This is a genomic window from Bradyrhizobium jicamae (genome assembly GCF_001440395.1).
GTDB classification, from domain to species: Bacteria; Pseudomonadota; Alphaproteobacteria; order Rhizobiales; family Xanthobacteraceae; genus Bradyrhizobium; species Bradyrhizobium jicamae.
The window spans coordinates 66,950-92,175 of the sequence record NZ_LLXZ01000102.1 but is presented as its reverse complement, the minus strand read 5'-3'; the positions used below and the strand labels follow the sequence as shown (position 1 = coordinate 92,175).

The following is a 25,226-nucleotide window of genomic DNA, read 5'->3' as shown; positions in this document are numbered from 1 at the left end:
CTTGTCGAACGACGGTGGCAAGCCGGACGAACACCCTGAAGGAGCGCGCGGTCTCGCCAAGACGCTCAATCCATGAGCGTCGGAATCATAGCGATGACAAACGTCAACTTCTGCTTAACATTTGACGATTCGGGCAAACGTTACCGGTGGGGACGCTTTCGGATGGCCAAGCGTTGCGCCAACAGAGAGCTGTCAGATAAACGGCTTCCCGCCCGTCACCGCAACCGTTGTTCCTGAAGTGTAACTCGACAGCGGGTCCGCCAGCATGACAAAAGCCGTTGCAAGTTCGGCGGGCTGCCCTGCCCGCTGCATTGGGACCTGCGCGCCGAAATTCCTCACCGTTTCTTCAGGCATGGTCGATGGGATCAGCGGCGTCCAGATCGGTCCGGGCGCCACCGCGTTGACGCGGATTCCCTTCTTGGCGAGCATCTGTGCAAGACCACCAGTGAAATTTTGGATCGCCCCTTTAGTGGTCGCATAGGCGAGAAGAATGGGGTTCGGTGCGTCCGCATTGATCGATGTAGTATTGATAATTGCGCTGCCGGGCCTCATGTGAGGCACAGCGGCCTTGGTCAGGTAGAACATCGAATGGATATTCACCTCAAAGGTCAGCTGCCATTCCTTGTCGCTGATCTCACTAATATCCCCGAATGTCGCCTGATGGGCTGCATTGTTGACAAGTATATCGATGCCACCGAGTTCGCCGACAGCGTGCTTGATGATGGAGCGGCAATGCTCGGGACTACCAATGTCGCCGGCGATCAAGACAGCCCTACGCCCCTCCTGCTCAACCAGCGCCTTGACCTCCTGCGCATCGTCGTGCTCGATCAGATAGGCGATCAGGACGTCGGCACCTTCGCGCGCATAGGCGATTGCCACGGCACGTCCAATGCCGCTGTCGCCGCCCGTAATTACAGCTCGCATGCCTTTCAACTTACCTGAGCCCCTGTAGCTGTACTCGCCATGATCCGGACGCGGGTCCATCTTGGCGGTCCAACCGGGTACCGGCTGTTTCTGATTGGGGTAAGGTGGCTTCGGATAGTCAGGCAACATAGACCATCTCCTCATTATAGACCATCTCCTCTTTCGCGTAACCGCCGTCGATAGGGGCGCGGGTCTCTTTTTTGCGTTGGCGCGCCCCTGATTTTCAAGACATCGAAAACGGGTCGGCTTTTCATTGGCGCTTGCCACTCTCGCTTTTCGAAGTGTCATCCCTCGTCGGTAAAGTACCGGGGTGCACATGCTATAGATGATCGCGATCACCCCCTATTTCGCCTGCCGAATTTGCTTATCAGGGCGTAGGCGCCTCATCGACCCAGGATATTCCGAACTTGTCGAGGCCCTCGGCCAGGAGATCGCCCAACAGCGGCTCGCCGAGCAGGTAACGCACGGTCTCCCAACGCGGATTGCGGTATCCGTTCCGCCGTTCAGCCGCCTGGCTACGCAGATCCTCCCACTCGTCGATCGTGCCATCGCCGCGTCCGAGCCACATCAACGCGACGAGGTCGATCTGTTCGTCCTCGTTCAAGGCCCTAATGAAGCTCGCCATCTCGGCAGCGACAGAGTCGCAGCCATCGTCCTGCAATACGTTAACTTCAGCATCGTCAGAAGGATTCGATCCGGACTCCTCATCGACCGGCAGGTCTTTGACATCAAACTCATGCGCTTTTTCGATCAGAAAGCTGACCTTTTCGCGTGAAACGGCTAGCTCGGGCATCGCTTGCTCCTTAGTCGTGGGAGTTTCGATCAACGCGCCGGACCGCGAGATGATCCATTGCGCTACACCGCAGAAACTCGTCGCTTGCCGGCCCGCTCAAGCGGTACAGTCAGCCAATCATCTATTGCGATCGATTGACTGGTTCGTGGAGTTGAATGGCTGAGGTCGGAGCCGTTTTACAGCACGGTCGGGCGGCCCTCGGTCGCTCGCGAGGTAATGACTCGGGATGCTGCTGACCGGGCTATTGCTCCGGCATCCGTTCTGAACGGCGCCTTTGCGAAGAGGTCCCGTTTGAAACGACGACGCCTCAGCATATGCTACTCAAGTTGGAGCGAATCTGGGTTCTCATCGAGACCAGATGCCCGATTGGATGATCGCAGCACTTCTGCGCGCTCCAAGCTATGAGCTATCGTTTGTTTCTTTGGTTAGTGGAACGATCAGCGCGCTTTTGCCGCAGATGGCGCCGGCAGCATCAGAGGATCTCTGAGGAGGACGATATGACGGTCGCCTTCCGCGTCGATAACCTCGAGGCTGGACAACTCCAGACCTTCTCCTTCGATGTATATTTCTCTGGGTTTGTGGATCAGATGGTCGTGTCCTTCGAGCACGAGCGAGATGACGTCGTCCTTCGGATCATAGGAAATCCCAAAGAACGGTAGCCAGTGCGCCTCGATCTGATCTCCGAGCTCAAGCGACGCAACCTCGATCTCGGCACGTTTGCCGCCCAGTGCTCTGGATATGAGATCGAAATAGACGCTCCACTGCGACTTTTCGAGTTTCTTTGCCATTTTTCGTAGTCTCCGCGTTAGCCACCGCCGAACTCTCGACGCCACTAGCTGGCAGCCCGCTTCTACGCGCTGACAACGATCAATTTCCACGAAGTTTGCCGTTACGGCGGCGCAGCTGAACTGCTCCTTGTTCGCGAAATCGGTGATGGCCCGAACGCCTCCTCTCCCTGGTCGAGGATGAGGACAAGGCTCCGATCCGACGGATCTTGCTTCCATCTCTTCGCGAGCGCGGTTGGGTCTAGGCTACGCTCCTCCGGAGGTGGCGGCCTTCCTTGACCTCCTCGATGATCTTCGCGCTGAACGCTTCGAGGTCACCCGGGTTGCGCGAGGTGATCACCCCTTGGTCGACCACGACCTGGGAATCCTCCCATTTCGCGCCGGCATTGATGACGTCGGTCTTGATCGACTTGTAGGACGTCATCCTCCGTCCCTTCGCGATTCCGGTCTCGATCAACAGCCACGGCGCGTGGCAGACTGCGGCGACGACCTTTTGGGCGTCGAAAATCTCCTTGATGAACTTGAGGGCTTTGGGCTCGACCCGCAGCAGGTCAGGATTGATCTGCCCGCCCGGTAGCACGATGGCGTCGTAGTCCGACGATGAGACTTGATCGAGCGACTTGTCGACTTTCACCGGCCGACCCCAGTCGTTCATGTCCCATCCCTTGATTTCGCCCGCAGCCAACGAAATCACCTCGACGGTTGCACCCGCTTTCTTCAAACGGTCGCGAGGCACTTCCAGTTCGGATTGCTCGAAGCCGTGGGTGGCCAGGATCGCGATCTTCTTGCCTTTCAGATCCATCGGAAAACTCCTTCAGAACAGCTCCCCATCAATCGGCTTTGCTATCAATCGGCTTTGCGCGCTATCGTTCCTGCGGCTTCAAGCGCGCAACTTTTTATCTGATTACTGTACGAAGCGATTGACTGTCCTGGCAGGGGCCCCAGATCATCACTCTTTCGATGGCCGAGGTGGATGCTATCCCATTGTTGCGTCGAGCCCAAAGCCAGCGGTCGCCGGAGTCTGGTTTGTGCTTGGGACAGCTTTCCAGTGGGTCCCCAGCGGCGGCTTATTGTCCACCCCCCTTCGTACTCCAGCCAACACGGTTCTGAATTCCGAGCCACAAATTTGATACTTGTCAATTAGGGTTAGAAATAATGCATCTGTGTATCCGTGCCGCCATCGTTACGCGTTGAAATTGCCTGCGTCGCTTATCGAGGGGCAGGCCAGGCGTGACGTAGAACTCTTTGCAAAACTGTCACTGCGCTCGTGCTCACGAGCTGGACGAATGCAGCAAATTGACGCCCATCAAGGCGGCCCATGCGGTCGCGCGCAAAATCTTGCAAATCTTTGGGGTCGCGACCACCACTCGGGCTCGACCTGCATTTGGAATGTCCGCATTCGATCCGGAAGGTATGATCATGAGCTTGACAGGCCTAGAGGTGTTTGACGAAACGCTTCACAAGACGAACACGTGGCTCAAAGAAATCGGAGAGATGCTAGGCTCCGATCGTCGCGAGGCCTATCAGGCGTTGCGAGCGGTGCTGCATTGCCTGCGCGACCGCTTGACAATCGATGAGGCGGCGCATCTCGGTGAGCAACTCCCGATGCTAATACGCGGTATCTACTACGAGGCGTGGCGTCCCGCCGGCAAGCCGGAAAAGATTCGGTCACGGGAAGAATTCCTAGCCTTGATTGACACGCGCCTCCCCAACACGGCGCTCGTCAACCGCGAAGATGCTGTACGTGCCGTCTTCCAGACCCTTGAGAACCATGTCTCCGCAGGAGAAATCGGCCACGTAGTTCAGTCTCTGCCGAAGGAGATCCGCGCACTTTGGCCAGTCACCTGGGCGTCATCTGGCCCTGCCGCAAAGTAGGCAACCCAGCCAGAAACTCGTTGCAAGCCGACACACGATAGATTTGCGAATGGAGAGACTGATGGCCCCACGTGCTTACTGGAAGGGCTATTTGCGTGTGTCGCTAGTGTCGTGTCCGATCCAGCTGTTTCCGGCGATCTCTGACCGCGAGAAGGCCCGATTTCATCTGATCAACAAGAAGACCGGGCACCGGATCAAATACTGCAAGCTTGATGCTGAGACCGGCGAGCAGGTAGACCCGCAAGACATCGTCATGGGCTACCAAGTCGGTGGGGGGCGATATGTCGCCCTCACCGAGGATGAGCTCAAGACGATCGAGATCGAAGGGACGCATACAATCGAGATCGACCAGTTCGTGCCACGAAACGAGATTGACGATCTCTATTTGAGCCGTCCCTACTACATGACCCCGGCGGGGGAAATCGGCCGGCAGGCGTACGTGGTCATCAGAGAAGCAATCAGGAAAGAAGGCGTGGTAGCGCTCGGCAGGGTGGTGCTCACGACGCGCGAACATGTGATGGCGATTGAGCCGCGTGGCAAGGGCCTGGTGGGCGTGACGCTGCGATATCCCTATGAAATCCGGAACGAGAGGGACTATTTCGGTGATCTGCCGGAGGAGAGAGTACCGAGAGAAATGCTTGAGCTTGCGAGGAAAATACTCGCGATGAAGGCTGGTCACTTTCATCCCGAACAATTCGAAGATCACTACGAGCGAGCCCTGCGAGCGTTAATTAAGAGAAAACAACGCGGCGAAACGATCGATAAACCAAGGGGGCGACCCTCGGCTGAGGTTATTGACCTGATGGAAGCATTCCGCCAGAGCGTAGCAGGTGGCCGCAGCACGCCTTTAACACATCATCAGCGTGTCACTAAGGGACACAAGCGCCCCCCGGCGAAACGGTCGTCGATGCGAGCCAGGAAGGTAAGCTAATTGGCGTCGAGCAACGGCCTCGAAAGCCAAATAGCTGTATTCGCCCGGTCGGAGCAGCTTCACGCCTCCAGAAGCAGCATCACCCCCTAAAGGCGCCGCTCTCCGAACTACACTGACATGTCTGATGGAGGAACAGCATGAAGATTCAGAACTTCAGCGATCTCCATTTCGACGTCCTTCCGATAAGGAAGTTCGCGGTCGTCGAAGGCATCGACGCGGTCATCGTCGCCGGGGATACCTGCGAGGGCCTTAGCAATCGTCTCCGATGACCAATCTTGCAATCTATCGCTTCGGCGCATTTTTGCGCGTTCCGGTCGCGCACGGAACTGGTGTCGGCATCGACAAGCCCCGCGATGATAGCCACGCATTCATGCGTTCAGCTGTATCAACCTGCCTGATTTTCCTGACCAATGCATCCCTTTCGAAACCGCCGGGCAGCTTCGCGACCTCTCGTTCCAGCCGCTCTTTTTCTACCGCCAGCTGGTCTTCAAAACGGTGTGGCTTTGATCGATGGCGCATGGCAGACGGGACCTTTACCGGGTACGACCGTCAGACGAGGGTCCGACGTTGCCCGCGAAAGGCGGCCTAACGTTCCCTGTGGTTTGTGCTTGCCTACGCAGGTCCGTTGCAAACTCACGAAGCTCCCGCGCTAGCCTGCCGTTGTAGATTCGCGCCTCATGATCCGTAGCCAGATCAGCAATCAAGGCCGATTCGGCCGCCTGGATCTCTATTTCATCGATCCGCTTCTGAATGTCCTGCATGCGACGCCTCAATTCGCCTTGGCTCCAGCGACTGGTAACTACTAAAACCCGACGCAGTCAGACAATTCGGTAATTTTACGTAGCTGCCTGTCCGGACGATCATCGAGAGGAACTAACCCTTTTCGATGATTATTTTTCCTCTGACCACAAACAGGGTGCGCGCGCCGTCCGAGATTTCTGTGGCTATAAAGTTGTCGTTCTCGCTCTCGCGGATCGCCATCCTTAAACGAGCGGGTGCTCGGCGAATGGCGCTGGTACAGGCGTCGGCGGCGCCACGAAGGATCGTGCCTTCTCGATCTTCGAATCGCCGGCCGTTCGTGTGCTGATGAAAGTAGTATCGCGGCATGGTCAACTCTCTTGGTTGGGAGAGTGATGCGAGGAGTGAAATCCCAAAGTCGCAAATAGGTTGCTGTACTATTTGCCCGACAACCATCACTGTCATAAACCGCAACAAGGAAACTTATCCCGCGACGATTGTCACATATTTGGGCAGGAACACCGTTTTGCGGTGCCGAACCATTGGGAATTTTTCCAGTGCCGATGCCAAAAGCAATGGTTGGTGCCAAGCCGCGCGTCACAATGAAACACCAGCTTCTTCGATGTCGCCTCGCGATCTTCCCGGCGTTGCGGCTGTCGCCATCGAATAGCGACACCATGTCCGCTAGCTGCCTACGCGTTGGGCAATCCGCGATCAGTGATGACAGGGGAGCACCTTCGGCCGAAGTTGCGATGACAGTTCGTGGGTTTGAGGTCGTGAAAGCGATTACGTAAAATTACGTAATGCGCCGTCGATTTGAACTGAGCTAAACGGGTATAGATGGTTTGCCGCACACGGAGCTTTCTTGGCTACCTGAGCGTTCACCGGTCGCACGCGGACCATGGCGGCCAATCGCTACCGACATACCCGCAGGTTCACCGCCATGACGTGGGTAGAAAAGCTCTCTGACTCGCACAATCTGCGGAAATGCTTACGCGATCTGATCGCACTTTCGACACTGCCCGCCACCTGGAAGGACTATCAGCCACAACAGATCGCCGACAGCGTGTCGGCAGCCTTGCTTACGATGCTAAGCGCCGACTTCGTTTACGTGACACTGCCGGGTACAAGAAACGGTCCGTCAGTCGAAGCGACCCGTTCTGGCAGCCGGATGTCGGCGGCCTTTGTAAGAGCTGTCGAGATCGCCGTACGCAGCAGCGGGTCAGGGCCCAGCGAACAAACGATGTTGATGGCTAACCCGACTGGAGCGGGCGAACTCGCGATCGTTTCAGTGCCCATCGGCTTCACCGGCACCGCGAAGGTAGTGGCTGGATCGCTTCGATCCAGGTTTCCAAACGAAAAAGAGCGTCTGTTACTTGGCATTGCCGCCAACGACGCCACTCTCGCGGTGAGCCGCTGGCAATCCGAGACAGAACAACGGCGTCTGGTGACAGTCATCGAACGATCGTCCGAATTCATTGGCTTCGCCTCAATGGAAGGTATTCCGCAATACATCAATCCGGCCGGCCGCGACTTGGTTGGGCTGTCCCTCAACGCGCCAATCTCGCACCTCCTGATCTTCGATATCATTGCCGAGCGCGATCGCGAGCATGCGCGCGATACGCTGTTGCCGATCGTGCTGCAAACCGGCCGCTGGCTTGGCGAGCTGGATTTCCAACATTTTCAGACTGGCGAGACCATTCCGTTCTTTGTTGACTGGTTTCGGATCGACGATCCACGCACGGGGCGGCCGATGAACCTGGCCACGGTGAGCCGCGATCTCCGAAATCAGAAGAAGCTGGAGGCCGATTTGCGCAAGGTGAATGAATCGCTCGAGCGGCGCGTTATCGAACGGACGACCGAGCTCGACGCACAGATTGCGGAGCGCGAGCGCGCCGACGCCCGAGCGCGAGATCTGCAGCTGGAGCTACTGCATGCATCTCGTCTAAGCGTTGCCGGTCAAATGGCCGGTGCGCTCGCACATGAAATCAATCAGCCTCTAACCGCTCTCGCCAACTCCGTGAACGCCGTGCGCCGGATGATGGCCAACAGTAACGCGCACCGCATCGACGTCTATCGTGAAATCATGGACGAGGCTGCAGAACTGGCGCTTGGCACCGGCCGGATCATTGGGCGTCTGCGCGAATTTGTAACCCGGGAGGAAGCGGAAATGCGTATCGAAGCACTTTCCGTTCTCATTCGCGATGCAAGTCACTTCGCGCTGGCGGGCAGCGCTGCACGGATCGCTCAGGTCAGGTTCTCCTTTGATCCAAAGGCCGAGAATGTGCTGGCAAACCGGGTCCAGGTGCAACAATTGCTGGTCAACCTGCTCCGGAACGCCAATGAAGCGATGATGGGTAGTCATCGCTATGACATCGAGGTAACGACCGCGTTGCTCGATGATGAGTTTGTCGAGATCGCTGTTGCCGACCGTGGCCCGGGACTGCCGGCCGAAATCGCCAGCCATCTTTTCGAGGCATTTCGATCAACTAAGCGCAATGGCATGGGGCTCGGCCTTACGATCTGCAAGTCAATTGCCGAATCGCATGGCGGTACGCTGCGATACGAGGCAAACCCCGGAGGCGGAACGATCTTCCGGTTTACCCTCCCTTCTCTGCCGAAGAACGTACCGGCCGATGCCGGATAAAAGCGATTGGTGAGTTTGACAATGGTCAACGCCCGACGAAGCCTCCTGGTCTAAGGAGAAAATCCGAAGTGAGGAGAGAGAAGATGCTGATATTCGGTGAACCTCGTCAACTTGATGATGGACTGCCTCGCAAAACCGAGGATGACATCCAGCAGGAGTTGCTTGGACCTCGTGGTGTTCCCGGCAAGCCATCGCCGGCAAAGATGACGCCGCAACGCGCGAAGAAGACGCCGACATATCTGGATCCGCCGCACACGGCCTAGCAGTAGCACGCCACGTTCAATTACAAAGGTGGCAGCGTGGGCCATTCGCGCTCCAGTCAATCCCCGCAAAATCTTGACGATGGTCAACGCCCGGTCAGCCGCCTTGCCGTTTCCTTGCGAGTACCAGTGGCCGACGCCACGCCGGGACCATTGGCGACCTCGACTCCCGATCCAGGAGATACACTATGAACAGACTCCTTTGCGCAGGCACCATCGCCCTTGCACTTCTTGGCAGCACAGGTTTCGCCGCTGCCCAGAAGCCCGATACCGCTCCAGCTGATCTGACGTCGAATCAGCAACAAATGATTAGCCAAGGACTTGCGTCCTCACCATCACAGCCCGCGCCTGGCGGCACGCAACCGCAGCTCGGAAGCAAGCTGCCGGATTCGATGAACGCGCAAGCGCTTCCCAATAATGTCACCGACCGGGTGCCGGAGGTCAAAAGCCTTCTCTTTGTAAAACTGCCCGACCGGATCGTGTTGATCAATCCTGATACGAAACTCGTGACCGAGATTGTAACGGAGCCTACTACCAGCGGCTCGAGCTCCGAGAACGCCGTCCGTCGTTCAAACTGTGGCACCGGCACCGCACGCCCATGCCAGTAACGCGCAAACGCCTCTACCGCATTCGAAGGAAGCCTCTCCAACGAGGGCTTCCTTCGCCGTGGCTTGCTGCGGTTGCCGTTGTCCTCTTCTGTCTACCGGGGCAATACTCGGCGGCGCAATCAGTCGGCCTGGTTACGCTTGATGTCAACGAGGTCGCGAACGGCTATCCCGCCGAGACGCTGAAGTTGAAGACAATCGTCAACGACAAGAACGAGAGGATCGGGAAGATCAACGATTTCATCTTCAGCAAGGACGGACGTATCTTTGCCGTGCTTTCCGTGGGCGACTTCATCGGAGCCGGACCCCGCCTGGTCGCCGTTCCCTTCAACAGTTTGAAGCTGGAGGATTCCGGCGGCTTCATCGTGCTTCCGGGAGCAAGTCGCGCGGCATTGGATAAATTGCCGGTCTACCTGTACAACGCGCAAACTCAGACGTCCACACGCTGATCGCGGTCGCGCATTAACTGGTAAACGACGCCCAGCGCCACGAGCACGCAGCGATGCATCCGCCCACCGGATCATCAAGGCTGAACGGAAGTTGAGCGTTGTCAATGCGCGGCCCTGTTCTATCCGTAGTCTCTGATAATCGGCAGTATCCTCCTGCCGGTGTCCCTTCCCAGGGTCTTTCCTCCCAGACTTGGACCGCCGGCGAAATCCGAGCGGTCCTTCTTTTTGGGCGTGGCGACTGGCCAGGACGATAGCGTCAGGTTGAATATCTGTCAGATCAAGTCACCCCGGGGCACTTGCAATTTCGGTACACCAGGTTGACGACCGTCAAAGCGCCAGTGCAGATCCGCAGCAATTGTCCAGTTAACGCAATCGGGATGTGCGCCATGGAAGCACTGACCGGCCTTGTCGATCTCAATCGCATCTTGCCGACCCGGCTCGTCTTCTGCAAGCGCGACAGCTTTTGCATCATTCCAGTGGACAGGGTCTTGCGGTCAGCAGCGATGGTCGTTTGGTTTGAGCTTGAAATCCACGCATGATGACCGGTCGATCGCCAACGCTCGCGGCGCCTTGCGAGGTCATTATGATCAAGGACATCTTGGTTCGGTTGGATGGGACACCAGGAGACTTCGCGCGGCTGGCCGCTGTCAGCCAGATCGCCGCAGCTTTCGAAAGTCATATCACCGGGCTGATCTTCAACGTCTTGCCGGCGGCTATAACCGATGGCATCCAAGATGCGGGGTCCGGCGGGTCGGCAAAACTGCTGAACGATGCAAGGAAGGCCGGCGACGCCCTCGAAGCCACGGCGCTGCAGCGACTGGAGCGGCTGCAGCAACCAACCTTCCTCCGGCGGTTCGATGTGGCCGGCGAACGCGACGTCGCCGATACTGCTTCGCTCCTGGCACGGGCCGCCGACACCTTCGTGGCGCTTCGCCCAAACGGCCAACCAAACGAACCGCAGGGTCTGATCGAAGAACTCCTCTACGGCGCGGGACGTCATCTGTTTGTGGTTCCGGAGGACAAAAAAACCATGGCCCCCCTCGATCATGTCTTGGTTGCCTGGAACGGAAGCCGGGAATCTGCGCGCGCGCTTTCCGAAGCCCTGCCCTATCTGCAGCGAGCAAGGAAAGTCTGGCTTCTCGTGGTGGAAAACGAACGCCCGGCCGAGACCGATGCGCTGAGAGGCAACGATGCCGTGCAGCATCTGCGGCATCACGGCATCAACGCGGTGAAGTATCGTGCGGTCGGAGAGGACGACGAAATTGCCGACATCGTGATCGAGGAATGTCGTCGGCTGGGCGCCGACCTGCTCGTGATGGGCAGCTATGGCCACTCGCGCCTTCATGAATTGTTACCAGGCAGCACGACCTCACGACTCCTGCATCATTCACCGGTACCGCTGGTCATCGCCCACTAGGGCAGTCCCGCGATGGCTGCCGTTGACGATCGTCAAGGTCACCTCTCGAGTTGCGTCGTAGGCTCCGCGGGCACGCGCATGAGGATGAGATGACATGGCCGCAGTCGATCCAGGAACTCTTATGTGGGCCACTGCCTGCGAAATGATCGAGCGCGCCGAGCGCTTGCATCGTCAATTCTTCCAGCCGATTACCGCTATCGCTTCCGCGGCCTGTTGGGAGCCTCCAATCGATATCATTGCGACCGATTCCGAGGCTCGAATAACGGTCGCTCTTCCCGGCGTCGACCGTGACGACTTGAAAGTGACGATCGATGATGATGGCGTTTCGGTCGTTGGCCTTCGCCGTCAGGGCACGATTCCGCGTGATGGCACCGCGTTCCGTCTCGAGATCCCCTATGGGAGATTCGAGCGTCGGATTGCGTTTCCGACTACGGGCCTACGGTTCGGTCAATCGGAATACCGCGACGGATGTCTTGCGCTGACCTTCTTCAAGCAATCGATGGAGGGACCTATCGATGGTTGATGCATCCAAAAGCGAATCCGGCACCACGACTGATCACAGCCCGGCTGCCCTGCCCGAGGATGCAATCATCATCTTGCCGGTTCGCAATATGCTGCTGTTCCCCGGTATCGTGCTGCCTTTGACGATTGCGCGGCCGTCCTCCGTCGCTGCCGCGCAGGAAGCCGTCCGCAGCGGCCGCAAAATCGGCCTGCTACTGCAGAACGACCCCGCCGTTGAACAGCCCGGGCCAGAGGATCTGCGGCACGTCGGCACGGTGGCTGAAATCCTGCGCTATGTCACGTCCGAGGCGACCCACTATGCGATCTGCCGCGGTGTAAACAGATTCCGTGTCAAGGAATTTCTTTCCGGTTTTCCCTACATCGTAGCGCGCATCGAGGAGGTCGGCATATCCGAGGTGATCACCCCCGAGGTCGAGGCGCGCATGAGTCTGCTCAAGATGCGCGCCCGGGAAGCGATCCAGTTGCTACCCAATCTGCCGCCGGAACTTCCAGCGGCGATTGAAGGCCTCGATTCGCCGTCCGTGCTCGCCGACTTTCTCAGCGGCATAATCGATATTCCTGTTAGCGAGAAGCAGGATCTGCTCGAAACCTTCGACGTAACCCAGCTTCTAGACAAGCTGCTCGGCCTGCTGGCGAAGCGAATCCAGGTCCTGCAGCTTTCAAAGGCGATTGGCGAACAGACGCAACAGACTCTTTCGTCGCAGCAGCGCGAGCACATTCTTCGTGAACAGCTTCGCCAGATTCAGAAGGAACTAGGCGACGACGACGCCAAGGCCATCGAACTGAAGGAACTCAGTGACAAGATCGACAAGGCCAGAATGCCGAAGGAGGCCGAGGAGCAGGCCAGACGGGAATTGAAAAGGCTCGAACGCATGCCAGAGGTTGCGGCCGAGTATGGGTTGACGCGAAGCTACCTCGAATGGCTGATCGAGCTGCCTTGGTCGAAGCTGGATCCGGAGCAAATCGACATCCTCGAAGCGCGGCGAATTCTCGATGACGATCACTATGGCCTTGAGAAGGTGAAGCGGCGAATTCTTGAACACCTTGCTGTCCGCAAGCTCAATCCGGAAGGCAAGAGCCCGATACTCTGCTTTGTCGGGCCTCCCGGCGTCGGCAAAACCTCGCTCGGCCAAAGCATCGCCCGCGCCACGGGACGCAAGTTCGTGAGATTGAGCCTCGGCGGCGTCCATGACGAAAGCGAAATACGCGGACACCGCCGAACCTATATCGGCGCACTGCCGGGGAACGTGATCCAGTCGATCCGCAAGGCAGGAACGCGCAACCCGGTGATGATGCTGGACGAGATGGACAAGCTGGGTGCGGGATTTCACGGCGACCCGGCGGCGGCGCTGCTCGAAGTGCTAGACCCCGAGCAGAACGCTGCGTTTCGCGACAACTACCTTGCGATTCCCTTTGATCTCTCCAAGGTCATGCTGATTGGCACCGCCAATGTGATCGACAACATCCCGGCCGCGGTGCGCGACCGGATGGAGATCATCGAGATGCCGGGTTACATCGAGGAGGAAAAGCTGGCGATTGCCAAGCGCTATCTCCTCACGCGTCAACTGAAGTCCGCAGGTCTAACCAGCGAGCAATGTGAAATTTCCGACGACGTCATCACGACCGTCATCCGCAACTACACGCGCGAAGCCGGCGTGCGAAACCTCGAGCGCCATATCGGCGCTATTTGCCGGTACGCGGCTATGCGGATAGCCGAGGCGAGCGTCACACGCTTTATCGCCGCGCCGACGGACCTTCCTGCCATTCTGGGGCCGCGGCGTTTCGAGCAGGAGGTCGCCATGCGAACCAGCGTGCCCGGGGTCGCTACTGGCCTCGCCTGGACTCCTGCCGGCGGTGATATTCTCTTTGTCGAGGCGACTAGCATTCCCGGCCGGGGCAAACTGATCCTAACCGGTCAGCTGGGTGAGGTGATGAAGGAAAGCGCGCAGGCGGCACTCTCCCTCGTCAAGTCGCGCGCCATTGAGTTTGGCATTGATACGATCGCGCTGCAGAAATCCGATGTCCACGTACACGTCCCGGCCGGCGCCATTCCCAAGGATGGCCCAAGCGCGGGGGTGGCTATGTTTCTGGCACTGACTTCACTTCTGACCCGCCGCACGGTTCGGAGCGATACAGCGATGACCGGCGAGATTTCGCTGCGCGGCCTGGTCCTCCCGATCGGTGGCGTGAAGGAGAAGGTGCTTGGCGCGCTTCAGGCAGGGATTACCACGATCATGCTCCCTGCCCGCAATCGAAAAGATATCGAGGATGTCCCTGAAAATGCGCGCAGCCGATTGCGCTTCATATGGCTTGAGCGGGTCGACGACGCGATTGACGCTGCACTAAATCCCCCGCAGACGCGCGATCCCCGCTTCGAGGGCACGCCACACGTAGCGCCCGCGGAACGGCAGGCGGCGCATTCCCGATAACTTCGGGAAGCACACAGCGGCCACACCTCTTTATGGGCTCTGCCGGTGATGGATCATCGTGTGACAGCGGGTTCCGAATGTCGCGAGCTTTTCGCAGATACTACCGAGCCAAGCCACTGACAAGCGTCAAGGCTTCCCTTGAGCGCATGGAATAGGAACAATCACGGTGCAAGGCAGCGAACTTCCATTAGATCGGAAACCAGGTTGCACTTGGGAGAATGTCATGGCGAGCAGCACAGTTAATTCCGCTTTCGACGCCGGGTCCACCTCGGCGAGCGAGAGTTTGGCGCAGAATTGGTGGCTATTCCTGCTGCGAGGAATTTTGGGAATCCTTTTTGGCGTTGTCGCGCTGATCTTTCCCGGCCCAACGATGCTCTCCCTGGTGCTCCTGTTCTCGGCCTACACACTTGTCGATGGCGTAGCCGGCATCATCTCGGCCGTAAGGGCGATCCGGCGCAAGGAGGATCGGTGGGGATGGCTGATCTTCGAAGGCCTGCTCAATATAGCCGTAGCCATCCTTGCCTTTCTGTGGCCTGGCATGACTGTTCTGGCATTCGTGTTGCTTGTTGCCGCCTGGGCAATCGTCTCGGGTGCGCTGACGACGGCCGCTGCCTTCCGGCTGAACGTCAGCCACGGCAGGTGGTGGCTCGTTCTGGGCGGATTGTTGTCCCTCGCCTATGGAGCGCTTCTGGTTGCCACACCGCTCATCGGGGCGATCGTGCTGACATGGTGGATGGGCGCCTATGCCATCGCATTTGGCGTCGCACTCGTCATCCTATCCTTCAAGCTCCGGTCCAGACAGCACCAACAAATCGACCGAACGGTCGCCGGAAGGGCCGCCTAATAGTAACAGGTAACGGCATTGATGTCGAAGGGATTGAGGAGATCGAACAACGGCTGCTTGAAACCTTTCCGGCGAGCGACCAACCATCATGGATTGTCTTTGCGTAAATAGCACAACCCATGCGAGTCCTACCGAACAGAACCTTATGATTTGAACAAGCTGCCGGCTGTCGATGTATCCAACGCAAACCTGGTTGCCGGCACAGAGGCCGCAGTTTCACCCGCACCATTTTGTCAAGCCCCGAGCGTCAATTTTTTATTGCTTATCCCCTTTTTTTATTGCTTATCCCCCAAGACAGTATCAAGTTGTCCGAGCGCACAGTTACAGAATGTGACCGCGATCGATCATGACGCCCACGATATCGATTAATGGTCGCACTCGATATCGGGCGGGCCAATATTTGATGATCCTATCCGGACGATGTGCCGATGCCCGCGGGACGAACTGTTTATGTTCTCGAAGACGATGAGCCAGTCCGCCGCTCTCTGGAGCGACTTCTGCGCTCGGCGAAGTTCGAGCCCGTTACCTTCGAACATCCGGACGCGTTCCTCATGGCTGCAAAAACGATCAAGGCGGGTTGCCTCTTGCTGGATATCCGCTTGCAAGGCATGAACGGACTGGAGGTCCAGCAACATCTCAACAGGATCAGACGCGATCTTCCGGTAATCGTAGTGACCGCTCAGGGCGATATTCAAACAGTGGTGCACGCCATGAAGGCGGGCGCGATCGATTTCCTTGAAAAGCCGTACAGCGACCGTGCGCTGTTGGGTTCGATCGAGATGGCCTTTGCGACAGACAGGCAGTCCGATTACAACGACGAGGTTGCGGACGCAGCACTGCGGATCGGGGGTCTTAGTCCGCGCGAGCGACAGGTGCTTGACGGCTTGATGGACGGTCACTCCAACAAGGTGATTGCGTACAATCTCGGCCTCAGCGTGCGGACGGTTGAAGTTCACCGCGCGCGTATGATGGACCGGCTTGGCACGCGCCAGCTCGCACAAGCCCTTCGTTTGAGAATCATGTCGAGACTCAACAGGCTTACGGGATAGAGTTAGGCCCCTGTTCCCTGGCTTTCGCCAACATGTTCTTCCAGCGCGGCGCGATTTAGAATCTTGACCGTACGCTTGCCCGCCGGGGTAATGGCACCCCGTTTCTCCAGCTTGGTGAACGAGCGACATACCGTCTCGACCGAAACCACAAGGTAGTCAGCGATATCGTAGCGCGAGACGGGTAGCACAACCTGTCCATCTTCGCCTGAGGAACGACCGTCGAGCGAAAGGAGAAATCCTTCTCGAGTGCGGTGACGCCGCCACAATCATCATTGGGCCTGGGATCTGGTTAACTGAAGGCTACGTCGCGGAGCTCCCGCGCGAACTCTGGATCACGCTCGGCCGGCCGTTCGATCCGCTCGCCGGGATAAGTGGCAAGCGCGGTTTCTTCGTTCGATGGTGGCCTCGTCCCCGTCGCCTCGCACGAAGAAACAATCTCGGGGCAGCATCAAATCAAGGATTTTCCGCCGTCCGTCGGTCCGGAGCGCACCTGCGACCCGCCCCGGAAATGACACAATACCAGTGACCGGCGGAACTCACACTTCGTGGAATTTCCTGACCACGATTGCAAAGCACAATCTTGGCGAATGCATCTAGTTGCTTCAACGAATGGGCCTGCCCCAAAGAATCCGCCTAATAGTCTGCCGCATGCGCTCTCGTTTTCATGATTTCACCCTTCTTTCGGAGGTCGCCGGCTCTACTTGGTTCCATAAACTTTGCAGGATGCCGGCGTTCCAAACATTCGCGGGATCTGCATAGCGTAATATTACGTAACGCCGTCCCGATCCGGGCCACGCATCTCCGTGTGCAGCTACGGTGACGATTTTGAACGCCACCCAATTGACGGCCATCAACGAAGCGAGCTGCTCATTCCTCTAGAACGGCATCGATTCAATTCGGGCCGCAACTCACGCACGAGGTGACGATGTCATCCATCCTGACGGCCGGTATCGTCGCGCCGAACTTCACGCTGCGTGTCACCCCCGACCAAATGCTCACGTTGTCCGATCTTAGGGGCAAGCCGGTCATTCTGGCGTTCTATCCGGCTGACTGGAGTCCGGTCTGCGGCGATCAGGTGACGCTGTATAACGAACTGCTTCCCGAATTTCACAAACACAACGCGGAAATACTCGGCATTTCGGTCGACGGGGTTTGGTGCCACGCGGCCTTTGCGCGTGACCGGAACTTACATTTTCCCCTGCTCGCTGACTTCGAACCCAAGGGCGCGGTAGCAAAGAAATACGGCGCCTATCGTGATAGCGAAGGCGTTTGCGAACGTGCGCTATTCGTCCTGGACCGCCAGGGAACGATCGCGTGGAGCTATTGCTCACCGGTTGCAGTCAATCCCGGCGCAGATGGGATTCTGGATGCTCTCGAACAACTCTCCGACCAGGCAAACGTACATGGCCAACTTGAAAACGCCGATCAATAAAAGTGACCATATCCGGGGCCCGGCCCACGCTGCGATTAGTCTTGTGGAATATGGCGACTATCAATGCCCATTTTGCGCTTCGGCGTGTGCCGTCGTCGACCAACTGGAATCGTATTTCGAAGGAAAGATGCGATTTGTGTTCCGCCATTTTCCGTTAACCGAAGTGCATCCCTATGCCGAGGTTGCGGCCGAAAGCGCCGAATTTGCCGGTACGGCGGGCGTGTTCTGGGAAATGCATGACGCGCTCTTTCGAAACCAAGCCATCCTGAGTGTTCCGACGATCATGCTAATTGCCGAGAAGCTCAGGCTTCCCGAGACGATGATGCGCCTTGCTCTCGAAACGGGACAGTTCAGAAGCAAAGTACGGAACGACTTCATGGGCGGTGTACGCAGTGGCGTAAACGGCACACCTACCTTTTTTATCAATGGCGTCCGTCATGAAGGTCCATTCGACTTCGCGTCCCTGGCGTCGGCAATTCAAAGTCGCCTTGCAGCCGACAGCCATGCCTGACAGACCAACAGGTCGGCGTCGGACGTGCCGAGCGATTAGCGGCCCGCCACATTGACAACGGTCATCGCCGCTACCGGGATTGAGTGTTTAATTCTGCAGTGATGATCAACCCCAGGAGGTACCCATGATTGCATTCAACAGACTTGGAGCCTCTCTTGACTCTGACACCCGCACGGCATCGCCGCCCTCACCCGGTCGCGCGTTGACAGCGTACAGGACTGCTCCGGACTGGATGATTTGGTTTGCGCTCGCGGCGTTCGCGGCAATCACTACCACTACTACTCCGGCACTTCCGCAAGCCGGCGTAAGTCTCATCAAGGTCGACTTCTCGGTTGTGGCCAATGGTTACCGCATGAGCAAGCTGCTCGGCAGCAACGTTATCAACGACAAGAACGAAAAGATCGGGACCCTCGATGATGTCATCGCGGACAAGAAGCAAGTGAACTTTGCTGTGCTGCAGGTCGGCGGGTTCCTCGGCGTCGGCGCCCGCCTGATAGTCGTGCCCTATGAGAGCCTCGTCATCGACGACAAAGGACAAAAGATCACCCTACCCGGCGCATCAAAGGAGGAACTGAAGAAGCTGACGGAATACCATCATAAATCCTCCTAGTCGGACCGGAGCGCGCCCCGTGTCCGAGCCTCCCGATGTCCTTGGCCGGGTCCGTACGCGAGAAGTGACGGGCGTCTTCCATTCTCGGAAAGCGCTCGACGACGCGGCGCAGGATTTGTTGTCCTCGGGATTTGACCGGGCCGACATCGACGTCAGCGCCTCGCCGGACGAACAGCAACGGCGGCTGAACTATCAAGCTATCCCGGCTGCCGACCTTGCCGACATACCGGCGGCGGCGCGGAGGCCTTATGTAGGCGGAGACGATCGGCTTGGCCTCGAAGTCGTCACGGCCAGCGTGGTCGGCTGCGTTGTCGCCCTTGTCGTGGCGTTCTATCTCGTATCGCGCGAAGTGACGCCACCGAGCGTTATCTTGGTCTCTGTCCTCAGCGGGATCGTCGCGGCCGCTGCTGTGATACGTCCGCTGCGACGGGTGATGCAGCGTGACCGGGCTCGCGGATTGGAGCCTGTTGCCGAATGGGAAGGGTTGCTGATCTGGGTACGGGTTCAGTCCCCGGAGAAGGAAGCATTGGCCCAGGAAATTCTGCTTCGCCACGGCGGAGAAGCCGTTCACATCCACGAAATCGATGTCGCCAAGACGGCCGACGATCTCCCGCTTCACTCGCTGCGGCCCGATCCGTGGTTGGGGAACGAACCGCTGGGGCGGCCATAGTTCATCATTCATTGGAGCCGCCATTACGCAGCACTATCGGCGGACGGCTTCATCGACCGCACAAACCTGGTGTGGAAGTTGATGATCGTCATGGCCGCATCCCTTGGCCGGCATAGATTTAACTCTATCGGCAAAAATGATCCGCCGAGTCAGTTTACCGAGTCTCGTGCAAACCAGGAGAACGACATGAAATCCGACAGCGAAATAGAGCGCGATGTTCGGGACGAACTTAAATGGGATCCCGATCTGAATGCCGACGATATCGCCGTGTCAGTCAAGGATGGTGTCGTTACGCTAGCGGGGTTCACCCACAGCTACACCGACAGGCTTGAGGCCGAGGCAGCCGCGAAGCGCGTGGCCGGCGTTCTTGCCGTCGCAAACGACATCGAAGTGCGGATCCCAGCGATCGACCAACGTCCGGATCCCGACATCGCCCGAGACGCAGTTGCCGCGCTGAAGTCACAACTGCCAATTTCCTACGACCAGATCAAGGTCATCGTCAAGGACGGCTGGATTACGCTCGAAGGAGCGGTGGAGTGGCAATACCAGAAGACCACCGCAGACACGGCGGTCCGCAAGGTCAAGGGCGTGAAAGGCGTCACCAACGTCATCACCGTGAAGCCGAAGGTCCAGCCCACCGACATCCAGCGCAAGATCAAGGATGCCTTCAAACGCAGCGCCGAGGTGGACGCGGAGCGCATCACCGTGGAAGCGAAGGGCAGCGAAGTGGTGCTGGAAGGCACCGTTCGTTCCTGGATCGAGCGCGAGGAAGCCGAACGTGTCGCATGGTCGGCGCCCGGCGTCACGAAGGTCGAAGACCGGATTGTCGTCAGGCCTTACTAGTCTTCCCAAGCTAGCAAGACTTCACTCAAAGAAGGAGCATTCCAATGAGGTTAAAATCACTGGTCCCATTTGGAGACGCCGGCGCATTGACGCGACCCGATTTCGGGCTGTTCGGTCTGCATCGAGAGATCGATCGGCTCTTTAACGAGTTCGCGCAAGGCATCGGCCCGAGCGGCAAAGCGAACATCGTTCCGAGCATCGAAATTTCCGAAAGCGACAAGGCGATCGAAGTTACAGCCGAGATGCCCGGACTCGAGCGAAAGGATGTCGAGATATCGATCGAGGACGACACCCTAACCATTCGTGGCGAGAAGAAGGTCGAAGAACAGCAGAAGGACAAGAATGTCCAGCACAGCGAGCGCAGCTATGGCGTGTTCTATCGCGTACTGCAATTGCCCTCCGGCATCGACCCTTCGAGCGTTCAGGCAACCATGTCGAACGGAGTCCTGAAGATCACGATTCCGAAGCCTGCCAAACCGGAGCCGAAGAAGATCGAGGTCAAGGAAGCCGCCTGAGCCCAGCGGCTGCGGGACGCGCACATCGTCGTTCTCCTCCAGCGTTGCGCGTCCCGCTCGACCGATTGATGCGACATCACGCCAACACATGTGGCGGTCGACGACCGCTCCACAACCGAGCCAGCGCAACTACATCGAAAGGAGCCAGTCATGGCGAAAGCAATCGGCATCGATCTCGGGACCACCAATTCATGCGTCGCCGTGATGGAAGGAAGCAAGGCCAGGGTCATTGAAAACGCCGAGGGCGGCCGCACCACCCCGTCGATGGTCGCTTTCACCGATGAAGGCGAGGTCCTTGTCGGGCAACCCGCCAAGCGACAGAGCATCACCAATCCGGAAAACACCGTCTACGCCATCAAGCGACTCATCGGCCGGCGCTATGACGACCCGATCACCGAGAAAGACAAGGGTATGGTTTCCTATCACATCGTGCCCGGCGACAACGGTGACGCATGGGTCGAAGTGAGGGGCAAGCGGTACAGCCCAAGCCAGATCAGCGCTTTCATTCTGACCAAGATGAAGGAAACCGCCGAAGCCCATCTAGGAGATAAGGTAACGCAGGCTGTAATAACCGTGCCTGCCTATTTCAACGATGCCCAGCGTCAGGCAACCAAGGACGCCGGACGGATTGCCGGGCTCGAGGTACTCCGTATCATCAACGAGCCGACCGCGGCCGCGCTGGCCTACGGCCTCGACAAAAAGGGCAGCGGAAAGATCGCCGTTTACGATCTCGGAGGCGGCACTTTCGACGTTTCCATCCTCGAGGTTGGAGACGGCGTGTTTGAGGTGAAGGCTACCAATGGCGATACCTTCCTCGGTGGCGAAGATTTCGACAAGCGCATCATCGACTATCTGGCAGACGAATTTCGCAAGGAGAACGGCATCGATTTGCGCAGGGATCGCCTTGCACTACAGCGGCTCAAAGATGCCGCCGAGAAGGCCAAGATCGAGCTTTCGAGCGCCACCCAGACCGACGTCAACCTGCCCTTCATCACCGCCGACCAGAACGGGCCGAAACATCTCAACATCAAGCTCTCCCGGGCGAAGCTGGAGGCGCTGGTCGACGACCTGATCGAGCGCACCACCGGGCCCTGCAAGGCAGCGTTGAAGGATGCCGGGCTTCAGGCGTCCGACATCAACGAAGTGGTGCTGGTTGGCGGCCAGACCCGCATGCCGAAAGTGCAGGAAACCGTGCAGAACCTGTTTCAGCGTGAACCACACAAGGGCGTCAATCCGGACGAAGTGGTCGCGATCGGCGCCGCAATTCAGGCCGGCGTGCTGCAGGGCGACGTCAAGGACATCCTGCTGCTCGACGTGACGCCACTGTCGCTCGGCATCGAGACGCTGGGCGGTGTTATGACGAAGCTGATCGACCGCAATACAACCATTCCGACCAAGAAGAGCCAGGTATTCTCAACCGCGGAAGACAATCAGACAGCGGTTACCATTCGCGTGTTCCAGGGCGAACGCGAAATGGCGGCCGACAATAAGCTGCTGGGGCAATTCGACCTCGTCGGGATTCCGCCGGCACCCCGCGGCGTGCCACAGATCGAAGTCACCTTTGATATCGACGCCAATGGCATTGTCAACGTCTCCGCCAAGGACAAGGCCAGCGGCAAGGAGCAAAGCATCCGGATCCAGGCCTCCGGTGGCCTTAGCGAGGCGGATATCCAGAAGATGGTCAAGGAAGCCGAAGCCCACGCCGAGGAGGACAAGCGCCGCAAGGAACTCGTCGAAGCACGCAACCAAGCCGATGCAGCGATCTACAGCACTGAAAAGGCCTTGAAGGAATCGGAATCCAGGATCCCTGCCGATCTCAAGAAGGAGGTCGAACAGGCAATCTCCGATGCAAAGCAGGCCCTCACGGCCGAAAACCCGCAATCGGTTCGCCAGGCGACGGATCGCTTGCAGCAGACCGCCGCCAAGATCGGCGAGGCGCTGAACCGCGCCGCCTCGCAAGGCGCCGGCGCACAGGCGTCGTCGAGCAGAAGCGGTTCCTCCGGTGAAGACGTCGTCGATGCCGAATTCGAGGAAGTCGACCCGCGCGACCGAAGAGCATCGTGAATCGCGTACTCGCATATGAAAACAGGCGAGGAGTATGACATGGCGACAAAAACCGTGGACGAGGATCTTGACAGGGCGCAGGCGAATAGCGCCGAAACTCAGGTGAATAGCGTCGAGACCAGGAGCGGCGATCTCGAGGTCGAGAATGAACACTTGAGGGAACGTTTGATGCGCGCGCTCGCGGAGACCGAGAATACCCGCCGGCAAGGCGAGCGGCGCACGGAGGAGGCGCAGAGATACGCCATCGCGAGCTTCGCCCGCGAATTGCTGCAGGTGGTCGACAATCTCCGGCGGGCAATCGGTGCCGGCACTAACCGTGCTGACACTGGCCAGCAGGATCCATTGGTCGAGGGCGTGGCAGCAACTGACCGCATCCTGACAGAGATCCTGAAGCGGTTCGGCGTGGAGGAGATCAAGGCGCAGGACGCACCGTTTGACCCCGAGAAACACGAAGCGGTGCTGGAGATCGATGCAGCTGGGCAGCCGCCCCGCAATGTGGTTCAGGTTCTGGAGAATGGCTACACGCTGCACGATCGTCTACTGCGGCCGGCGCGCGTTGCGGTAGCCAAAGCCCAACAGCCATCTCCGCACGCAACACGACAATGACGCGGGCTGCGCGCGGCCCAACCGCGCACAAAGGAACGGGAGCGGATATTGGCTGCAGACCCCTATGCGACACTGGGAGTAAGAAAGGATGCCACGCAAGCAGATATCCAGAAGGCCTATCGCCGTCTCGCGAAGAAATCGCATCCTGACCTCAATCCCGGCGACAAGGCCGCTGAGGAAAAATTCAAGGAACTCTCCGCCGCCTACGATCTGTTGAACGATCCGGAAAAACGTGCGCGCTTTGATCGCGGCGAGATCGACAGTTCGGGCACTGAGCGACCGCGGCAGCGGTACTATCGGGATTTCGCCGATCAGGACGGCTGGTCGACCTACACCAGCAATTCCGGTTTTGCCGATTTCGGCGACTTTTCCGGCGGCGAGGATATCCTCTCGGAGATTTTCGGTCGCGCGGGCCGCGGCGGCCGCAGACGGGGCCAAGATGTCCGCTATCATCTCGACCTCGCCTTCCTCGATGCCATCAACGGCGGCAAGCAATCGCTTGTGCTTCCCGATGGATCCACGCTCGAGGTCAACATTCCCCCGGGCGTGCGGGACGGCCAGACACTGCGCCTGAAAGGCAAAGGCCGTCCGGCGGCCGGCGAAGGTCAACCCGGCGATGCCCTGATCGAGATCAGCGTTCAACCGCATCCCTACTTCACCCGCAAAGGCGACGACATCTATCTGGATCTACCGATCTCGCTGAAGGAAGCGGTGCTGGGCGCTAAGATCAGCGTCCCCACGCCGAGCGGGACGGTTACGGTGACGGTACCGAAATGGTCGAACACCGGTCGCTTGCTCCGCCTGAAGGGGCGCGGCGTTCAGCATCCTGACGGAGTCAAGGGCGATCAATACATTACCCTCAAGCTGGTGCTGCCGCAAAAGCGGGATCCGGAACTCGAGAAATTCGTCGCCCGATGGCACCCGGCCGCGGAAAGCCCGCGTCAATCGATGGGAGTTTGACATGCAGATGCAGCAATTCATCGACCGATCGCATCTCGACCTCCCGACCCTGAATGCGTGGATCGAAGCGGAATGGCTGGTCCCTATCGCTGCAAAAAGGAGATTGGACTTTTCCGATGCCGAACTCGCGCGGGTGCGCCTGATCCAGGATCTCAAGGCCGATTTCGGCGTTAACGACGAAGGCATTTCGATAGTCTTGCACCTGCTGGATCAACTGCACGGGCTGCGTTGCCTGGTCCAGGATATCCAGACCATGGAGACGCTGGATCGTGCGAAGCATGGCGGCTGAAGTTGCACGAAAAATGAACGGGGCCAATCCTGCATTCAAAAACGGAAAGACTGATGTCAGTTCCCAAGAGCCTCGGTTCGTGGCTCGTCATCATTCTATTGTTGTTGCTGTTGGCAGCCGCCGGCTTCGTTGCGCATGAGGGCTTGCGCCTCGGAGAGGCCGAGGTGCCCGCGTCGGGTTACATTGCCATGGCACTCGGCGTGACCTTCTCGCTTGTCGTCGGCTTCGGACTCATGGCCCTGCTCTTTTACAGCAGCCGCAAGGGCTATGACGAACCTGCTGTGTTGATCAAGGAACCCAAGCCTGGTGCCGATCCGACGTCACTCGACCCGGATTCGGAAGACGTGTAGCCGGTGTCGTAACATGCCTCCCGTCCTTCGCACGATGCTCGATCCCAAGAGCGGTACAACCATCCGCATGTTCGTATGCTCGTGCAGGGGGCGTAGCTGGTCCGACGA

The 25,226-nt window shown here is 58.4% G+C and carries 31 protein-coding genes; 25 read left to right on the top strand and 6 right to left on the bottom strand.

Going from position 1 to position 25,226, the window contains the following annotated elements; genetic code table 11:
• Positions 1 to 192: 192 nt before the first annotated feature.
• The 4 genes from CQ12_RS16360 to CQ12_RS16345 form a co-directional block, all read right to left on the bottom strand.
• Positions 193 to 1,050, bottom strand: coding sequence for an SDR family oxidoreductase (locus CQ12_RS16360; protein ID WP_057836437.1), 858 nt, complete (start codon positions 1,048 to 1,050; stop codon positions 193 to 195).
• Between the two features lie 241 nt (positions 1,051 to 1,291).
• The gene (locus CQ12_RS16355; protein WP_057836319.1) at positions 1,292 to 1,717 is read right to left on the bottom strand and encodes a DUF3775 domain-containing protein; all 426 of its coding nucleotides are present in this window, start codon (positions 1,715 to 1,717) and stop codon (positions 1,292 to 1,294) included.
• A gap of 437 nt (positions 1,718 to 2,154) precedes the next feature.
• Positions 2,155 to 2,505: a DUF5335 domain-containing protein gene (locus CQ12_RS16350; RefSeq protein ID WP_057836318.1), complete on the bottom strand. Its 351-nt coding sequence runs from the start codon at positions 2,503 to 2,505 to the stop codon at positions 2,155 to 2,157.
• 238 nt (positions 2,506 to 2,743) lie between these two features.
• On the bottom strand, positions 2,744 to 3,304 hold the full coding sequence (locus CQ12_RS16345; protein ID WP_057836317.1) for a type 1 glutamine amidotransferase domain-containing protein: 561 nt from the start codon (positions 3,302 to 3,304) through the stop codon (positions 2,744 to 2,746).
• A gap of 494 nt (positions 3,305 to 3,798) precedes the next feature.
• Between CQ12_RS16345 and CQ12_RS16340 the strand changes: the two genes are divergently transcribed.
• From CQ12_RS16340 to CQ12_RS45065, 4 genes are all read left to right on the top strand, one after another.
• Complete coding sequence (locus tag CQ12_RS16340) at positions 3,799 to 4,377, top strand: DUF2267 domain-containing protein (RefSeq protein ID WP_245309947.1); 579 nt, start codon at positions 3,799 to 3,801, stop codon at positions 4,375 to 4,377.
• Between the two features lie 61 nt (positions 4,378 to 4,438).
• Entirely contained in the window at positions 4,439 to 5,308 is an 870-nt protein-coding gene (gene ku, locus CQ12_RS16335) for a non-homologous end joining protein Ku (RefSeq protein ID WP_057836435.1), read from the top strand.
• Positions 5,309 to 5,445: 137 nt separating this feature from the next.
• The gene (locus CQ12_RS47235; RefSeq protein WP_283807372.1) at positions 5,446 to 5,577 is read left to right on the top strand and encodes a hypothetical protein; all 132 of its coding nucleotides are present in this window, start codon (positions 5,446 to 5,448) and stop codon (positions 5,575 to 5,577) included.
• On the top strand, positions 5,574 to 5,897 hold the full coding sequence (locus CQ12_RS45065; RefSeq protein WP_198164172.1) for a hypothetical protein: 324 nt from the start codon (positions 5,574 to 5,576) through the stop codon (positions 5,895 to 5,897). Before CQ12_RS47235 ends, CQ12_RS45065 begins: the two co-directional genes overlap by 4 nt.
• Before the next feature lie 284 nt (positions 5,898 to 6,181).
• Here the strand turns inward: CQ12_RS45065 and CQ12_RS16325 are convergent, their stop codons facing one another.
• Positions 6,182 to 6,415: a DUF6894 family protein gene (locus CQ12_RS16325; RefSeq protein ID WP_157088253.1), complete on the bottom strand. Its 234-nt coding sequence runs from the start codon at positions 6,413 to 6,415 to the stop codon at positions 6,182 to 6,184.
• Positions 6,416 to 6,989: 574 nt separating this feature from the next.
• On the opposite strand from CQ12_RS16325, the gene CQ12_RS16320 reads away from it, so the two are divergent.
• From CQ12_RS16320 to CQ12_RS16280, 10 genes are all read left to right on the top strand, one after another.
• Positions 6,990 to 8,693, top strand: a complete 1,704-nt coding sequence (locus CQ12_RS16320) for a PAS domain-containing sensor histidine kinase (protein ID WP_198164171.1) — start codon at positions 6,990 to 6,992, stop codon at positions 8,691 to 8,693.
• An 83-nt stretch (positions 8,694 to 8,776) separates the two neighbouring features.
• On the top strand, positions 8,777 to 8,956 hold the full coding sequence (locus CQ12_RS16315; protein WP_057836313.1) for a hypothetical protein: 180 nt from the start codon (positions 8,777 to 8,779) through the stop codon (positions 8,954 to 8,956).
• A gap of 185 nt (positions 8,957 to 9,141) precedes the next feature.
• The gene (locus tag CQ12_RS16310) at positions 9,142 to 9,561 is read left to right on the top strand and encodes a hypothetical protein (protein WP_057836312.1); all 420 of its coding nucleotides are present in this window, start codon (positions 9,142 to 9,144) and stop codon (positions 9,559 to 9,561) included.
• Positions 9,552 to 10,007 carry a PRC-barrel domain-containing protein gene (locus CQ12_RS16305; protein WP_057836311.1) on the top strand — a complete coding sequence of 152 codons (456 nt, stop codon included), beginning with the start codon at positions 9,552 to 9,554 and terminating at the stop codon, positions 10,005 to 10,007. The genes CQ12_RS16310 and CQ12_RS16305 overlap by 10 nt, the downstream gene beginning before the upstream one ends.
• 386 nt (positions 10,008 to 10,393) lie before the next feature.
• Positions 10,394 to 10,546 (top strand): hypothetical protein, encoded by a 153-nt coding sequence (locus tag CQ12_RS43805; RefSeq protein WP_157088252.1) that lies wholly within the window; start codon positions 10,394 to 10,396, stop codon positions 10,544 to 10,546.
• Between the two features lie 44 nt (positions 10,547 to 10,590).
• Positions 10,591 to 11,424 carry a universal stress protein gene (locus CQ12_RS16300; RefSeq protein ID WP_063799757.1) on the top strand — a complete coding sequence of 278 codons (834 nt, stop codon included), beginning with the start codon at positions 10,591 to 10,593 and terminating at the stop codon, positions 11,422 to 11,424.
• A gap of 94 nt (positions 11,425 to 11,518) precedes the next feature.
• Positions 11,519 to 11,947 (top strand): Hsp20/alpha crystallin family protein, encoded by a 429-nt coding sequence (locus CQ12_RS16295; RefSeq protein ID WP_057836309.1) that lies wholly within the window; start codon positions 11,519 to 11,521, stop codon positions 11,945 to 11,947.
• Complete coding sequence (lon, locus tag CQ12_RS16290; protein ID WP_057836308.1) at positions 11,940 to 14,375, top strand: endopeptidase La; 2,436 nt, start codon at positions 11,940 to 11,942, stop codon at positions 14,373 to 14,375. The genes CQ12_RS16295 and lon overlap by 8 nt, the downstream gene beginning before the upstream one ends.
• 223 nt (positions 14,376 to 14,598) lie before the next feature.
• Positions 14,599 to 15,219, top strand: a complete 621-nt coding sequence (locus tag CQ12_RS16285; protein WP_057836307.1) for an HdeD family acid-resistance protein — start codon at positions 14,599 to 14,601, stop codon at positions 15,217 to 15,219.
• Between the two features lie 428 nt (positions 15,220 to 15,647).
• Entirely contained in the window at positions 15,648 to 16,268 is a 621-nt protein-coding gene (locus CQ12_RS16280) for a response regulator transcription factor (RefSeq protein WP_057836306.1), read from the top strand.
• 2 nt (positions 16,269 to 16,270) lie between these two features.
• Here the strand turns inward: CQ12_RS16280 and CQ12_RS47700 are convergent, their stop codons facing one another.
• Positions 16,271 to 16,534, bottom strand: a complete 264-nt coding sequence (locus CQ12_RS47700; protein WP_083519312.1) for a helix-turn-helix domain-containing protein — start codon at positions 16,532 to 16,534, stop codon at positions 16,271 to 16,273.
• Positions 16,535 to 17,193: 659 nt separating this feature from the next.
• Here CQ12_RS47700 and CQ12_RS16270 point away from each other — a divergent pair.
• From CQ12_RS16270 to CQ12_RS16220, 11 genes are all read left to right on the top strand, one after another.
• On the top strand, positions 17,194 to 17,700 hold the full coding sequence (locus CQ12_RS16270) for a redoxin domain-containing protein (protein ID WP_057836304.1): 507 nt from the start codon (positions 17,194 to 17,196) through the stop codon (positions 17,698 to 17,700).
• Positions 17,672 to 18,211, top strand: a complete 540-nt coding sequence (locus CQ12_RS16265) for a DsbA family protein (protein ID WP_057836303.1) — start codon at positions 17,672 to 17,674, stop codon at positions 18,209 to 18,211. The genes CQ12_RS16270 and CQ12_RS16265 overlap by 29 nt, the downstream gene beginning before the upstream one ends.
• Positions 18,212 to 18,335: 124 nt before the next feature.
• The gene (locus CQ12_RS16260; protein ID WP_245309945.1) at positions 18,336 to 18,821 is read left to right on the top strand and encodes a PRC-barrel domain-containing protein; all 486 of its coding nucleotides are present in this window, start codon (positions 18,336 to 18,338) and stop codon (positions 18,819 to 18,821) included.
• A 19-nt stretch (positions 18,822 to 18,840) separates the two neighbouring features.
• Positions 18,841 to 19,491, top strand: a complete 651-nt coding sequence (locus tag CQ12_RS16255) for a hypothetical protein (RefSeq protein WP_063799752.1) — start codon at positions 18,841 to 18,843, stop codon at positions 19,489 to 19,491.
• Positions 19,492 to 19,677: 186 nt separating this feature from the next.
• Positions 19,678 to 20,334 carry a BON domain-containing protein gene (locus CQ12_RS16250; protein ID WP_057836300.1) on the top strand — a complete coding sequence of 219 codons (657 nt, stop codon included), beginning with the start codon at positions 19,678 to 19,680 and terminating at the stop codon, positions 20,332 to 20,334.
• Positions 20,335 to 20,378: 44 nt separating this feature from the next.
• A complete protein-coding gene (locus CQ12_RS16245) occupies positions 20,379 to 20,849 on the top strand; it encodes an Hsp20/alpha crystallin family protein (protein ID WP_057836299.1) in 471 nt (156 codons plus the stop codon).
• A gap of 150 nt (positions 20,850 to 20,999) precedes the next feature.
• Positions 21,000 to 22,913 carry a molecular chaperone DnaK gene (dnaK, locus tag CQ12_RS16240; protein WP_057836298.1) on the top strand — a complete coding sequence of 638 codons (1,914 nt, stop codon included), beginning with the start codon at positions 21,000 to 21,002 and terminating at the stop codon, positions 22,911 to 22,913.
• Between the two features lie 39 nt (positions 22,914 to 22,952).
• Positions 22,953 to 23,519 (top strand): nucleotide exchange factor GrpE, encoded by a 567-nt coding sequence (locus CQ12_RS16235; RefSeq protein ID WP_063799756.1) that lies wholly within the window; start codon positions 22,953 to 22,955, stop codon positions 23,517 to 23,519.
• 48 nt (positions 23,520 to 23,567) lie between these two features.
• Complete coding sequence (locus tag CQ12_RS16230) at positions 23,568 to 24,479, top strand: DnaJ C-terminal domain-containing protein (RefSeq protein ID WP_057836296.1); 912 nt, start codon at positions 23,568 to 23,570, stop codon at positions 24,477 to 24,479.
• A 1-nt stretch (position 24,480) separates the two neighbouring features.
• Positions 24,481 to 24,768 carry a chaperone modulator CbpM gene (locus CQ12_RS16225; RefSeq protein ID WP_057836295.1) on the top strand — a complete coding sequence of 96 codons (288 nt, stop codon included), beginning with the start codon at positions 24,481 to 24,483 and terminating at the stop codon, positions 24,766 to 24,768.
• A 53-nt stretch (positions 24,769 to 24,821) separates the two neighbouring features.
• On the top strand, positions 24,822 to 25,118 hold the full coding sequence (locus tag CQ12_RS16220) for a hypothetical protein (RefSeq protein WP_057836294.1): 297 nt from the start codon (positions 24,822 to 24,824) through the stop codon (positions 25,116 to 25,118).
• The last annotated feature ends 108 nt before the right edge of the window (positions 25,119 to 25,226 follow it).

Bases quoted from the DNA above. Each gene is read 5' to 3' on its own strand.
- CQ12_RS16245 (WP_057836299.1), top strand. From the start codon at position 20,379: ATGAGGTTAAAATCACTGGTCCCATTTGGAGACGCCGGCGCATTGACG.
- CQ12_RS16305 (WP_057836311.1), top strand. From the start codon at position 9,552: ATGCCAGTAACGCGCAAACGCCTCTACCGCATTCGAAGGAAGCCTCTC.
- lon (WP_057836308.1), top strand. From the start codon at position 11,940: ATGGTTGATGCATCCAAAAGCGAATCCGGCACCACGACTGATCACAGC.
- CQ12_RS16225 (WP_057836295.1), top strand. From the start codon at position 24,481: ATGCAGATGCAGCAATTCATCGACCGATCGCATCTCGACCTCCCGACC.
- CQ12_RS16250 (WP_057836300.1), top strand. From the start codon at position 19,678: ATGAAATCCGACAGCGAAATAGAGCGCGATGTTCGGGACGAACTTAAA.
- CQ12_RS16350 (WP_057836318.1), bottom strand. From the start codon at position 2,505: ATGGCAAAGAAACTCGAAAAGTCGCAGTGGAGCGTCTATTTCGATCTC.
- CQ12_RS16270 (WP_057836304.1), top strand. From the start codon at position 17,194: ATGTCATCCATCCTGACGGCCGGTATCGTCGCGCCGAACTTCACGCTG.
- CQ12_RS16280 (WP_057836306.1), top strand. From the start codon at position 15,648: ATGCCCGCGGGACGAACTGTTTATGTTCTCGAAGACGATGAGCCAGTC.
- CQ12_RS16265 (WP_057836303.1), top strand. From the start codon at position 17,672: ATGGCCAACTTGAAAACGCCGATCAATAAAAGTGACCATATCCGGGGC.
- CQ12_RS16295 (WP_057836309.1), top strand. From the start codon at position 11,519: ATGGCCGCAGTCGATCCAGGAACTCTTATGTGGGCCACTGCCTGCGAA.
- CQ12_RS16355 (WP_057836319.1), bottom strand. From the start codon at position 1,717: ATGCCCGAGCTAGCCGTTTCACGCGAAAAGGTCAGCTTTCTGATCGAA.
- CQ12_RS16300 (WP_063799757.1), top strand. From the start codon at position 10,591: ATGATCAAGGACATCTTGGTTCGGTTGGATGGGACACCAGGAGACTTC.
- CQ12_RS43805 (WP_157088252.1), top strand. From the start codon at position 10,394: ATGGAAGCACTGACCGGCCTTGTCGATCTCAATCGCATCTTGCCGACC.
- CQ12_RS16220 (WP_057836294.1), top strand. From the start codon at position 24,822: ATGTCAGTTCCCAAGAGCCTCGGTTCGTGGCTCGTCATCATTCTATTG.
- CQ12_RS16260 (WP_245309945.1), top strand. From the start codon at position 18,336: ATGATTGCATTCAACAGACTTGGAGCCTCTCTTGACTCTGACACCCGC.
- CQ12_RS16285 (WP_057836307.1), top strand. From the start codon at position 14,599: ATGGCGAGCAGCACAGTTAATTCCGCTTTCGACGCCGGGTCCACCTCG.
- CQ12_RS47235 (WP_283807372.1), top strand. From the start codon at position 5,446: ATGAAGATTCAGAACTTCAGCGATCTCCATTTCGACGTCCTTCCGATA.
- CQ12_RS16345 (WP_057836317.1), bottom strand. From the start codon at position 3,304: ATGGATCTGAAAGGCAAGAAGATCGCGATCCTGGCCACCCACGGCTTC.
- ku (WP_057836435.1), top strand. From the start codon at position 4,439: ATGGCCCCACGTGCTTACTGGAAGGGCTATTTGCGTGTGTCGCTAGTG.
- CQ12_RS16235 (WP_063799756.1), top strand. From the start codon at position 22,953: ATGGCGACAAAAACCGTGGACGAGGATCTTGACAGGGCGCAGGCGAAT.
- CQ12_RS45065 (WP_198164172.1), top strand. From the start codon at position 5,574: ATGACCAATCTTGCAATCTATCGCTTCGGCGCATTTTTGCGCGTTCCG.
- CQ12_RS16320 (WP_198164171.1), top strand. From the start codon at position 6,990: ATGACGTGGGTAGAAAAGCTCTCTGACTCGCACAATCTGCGGAAATGC.
- dnaK (WP_057836298.1), top strand. From the start codon at position 21,000: ATGGCGAAAGCAATCGGCATCGATCTCGGGACCACCAATTCATGCGTC.
- CQ12_RS16315 (WP_057836313.1), top strand. From the start codon at position 8,777: ATGCTGATATTCGGTGAACCTCGTCAACTTGATGATGGACTGCCTCGC.
- CQ12_RS16310 (WP_057836312.1), top strand. From the start codon at position 9,142: ATGAACAGACTCCTTTGCGCAGGCACCATCGCCCTTGCACTTCTTGGC.
- CQ12_RS16325 (WP_157088253.1), bottom strand. From the start codon at position 6,415: ATGCCGCGATACTACTTTCATCAGCACACGAACGGCCGGCGATTCGAA.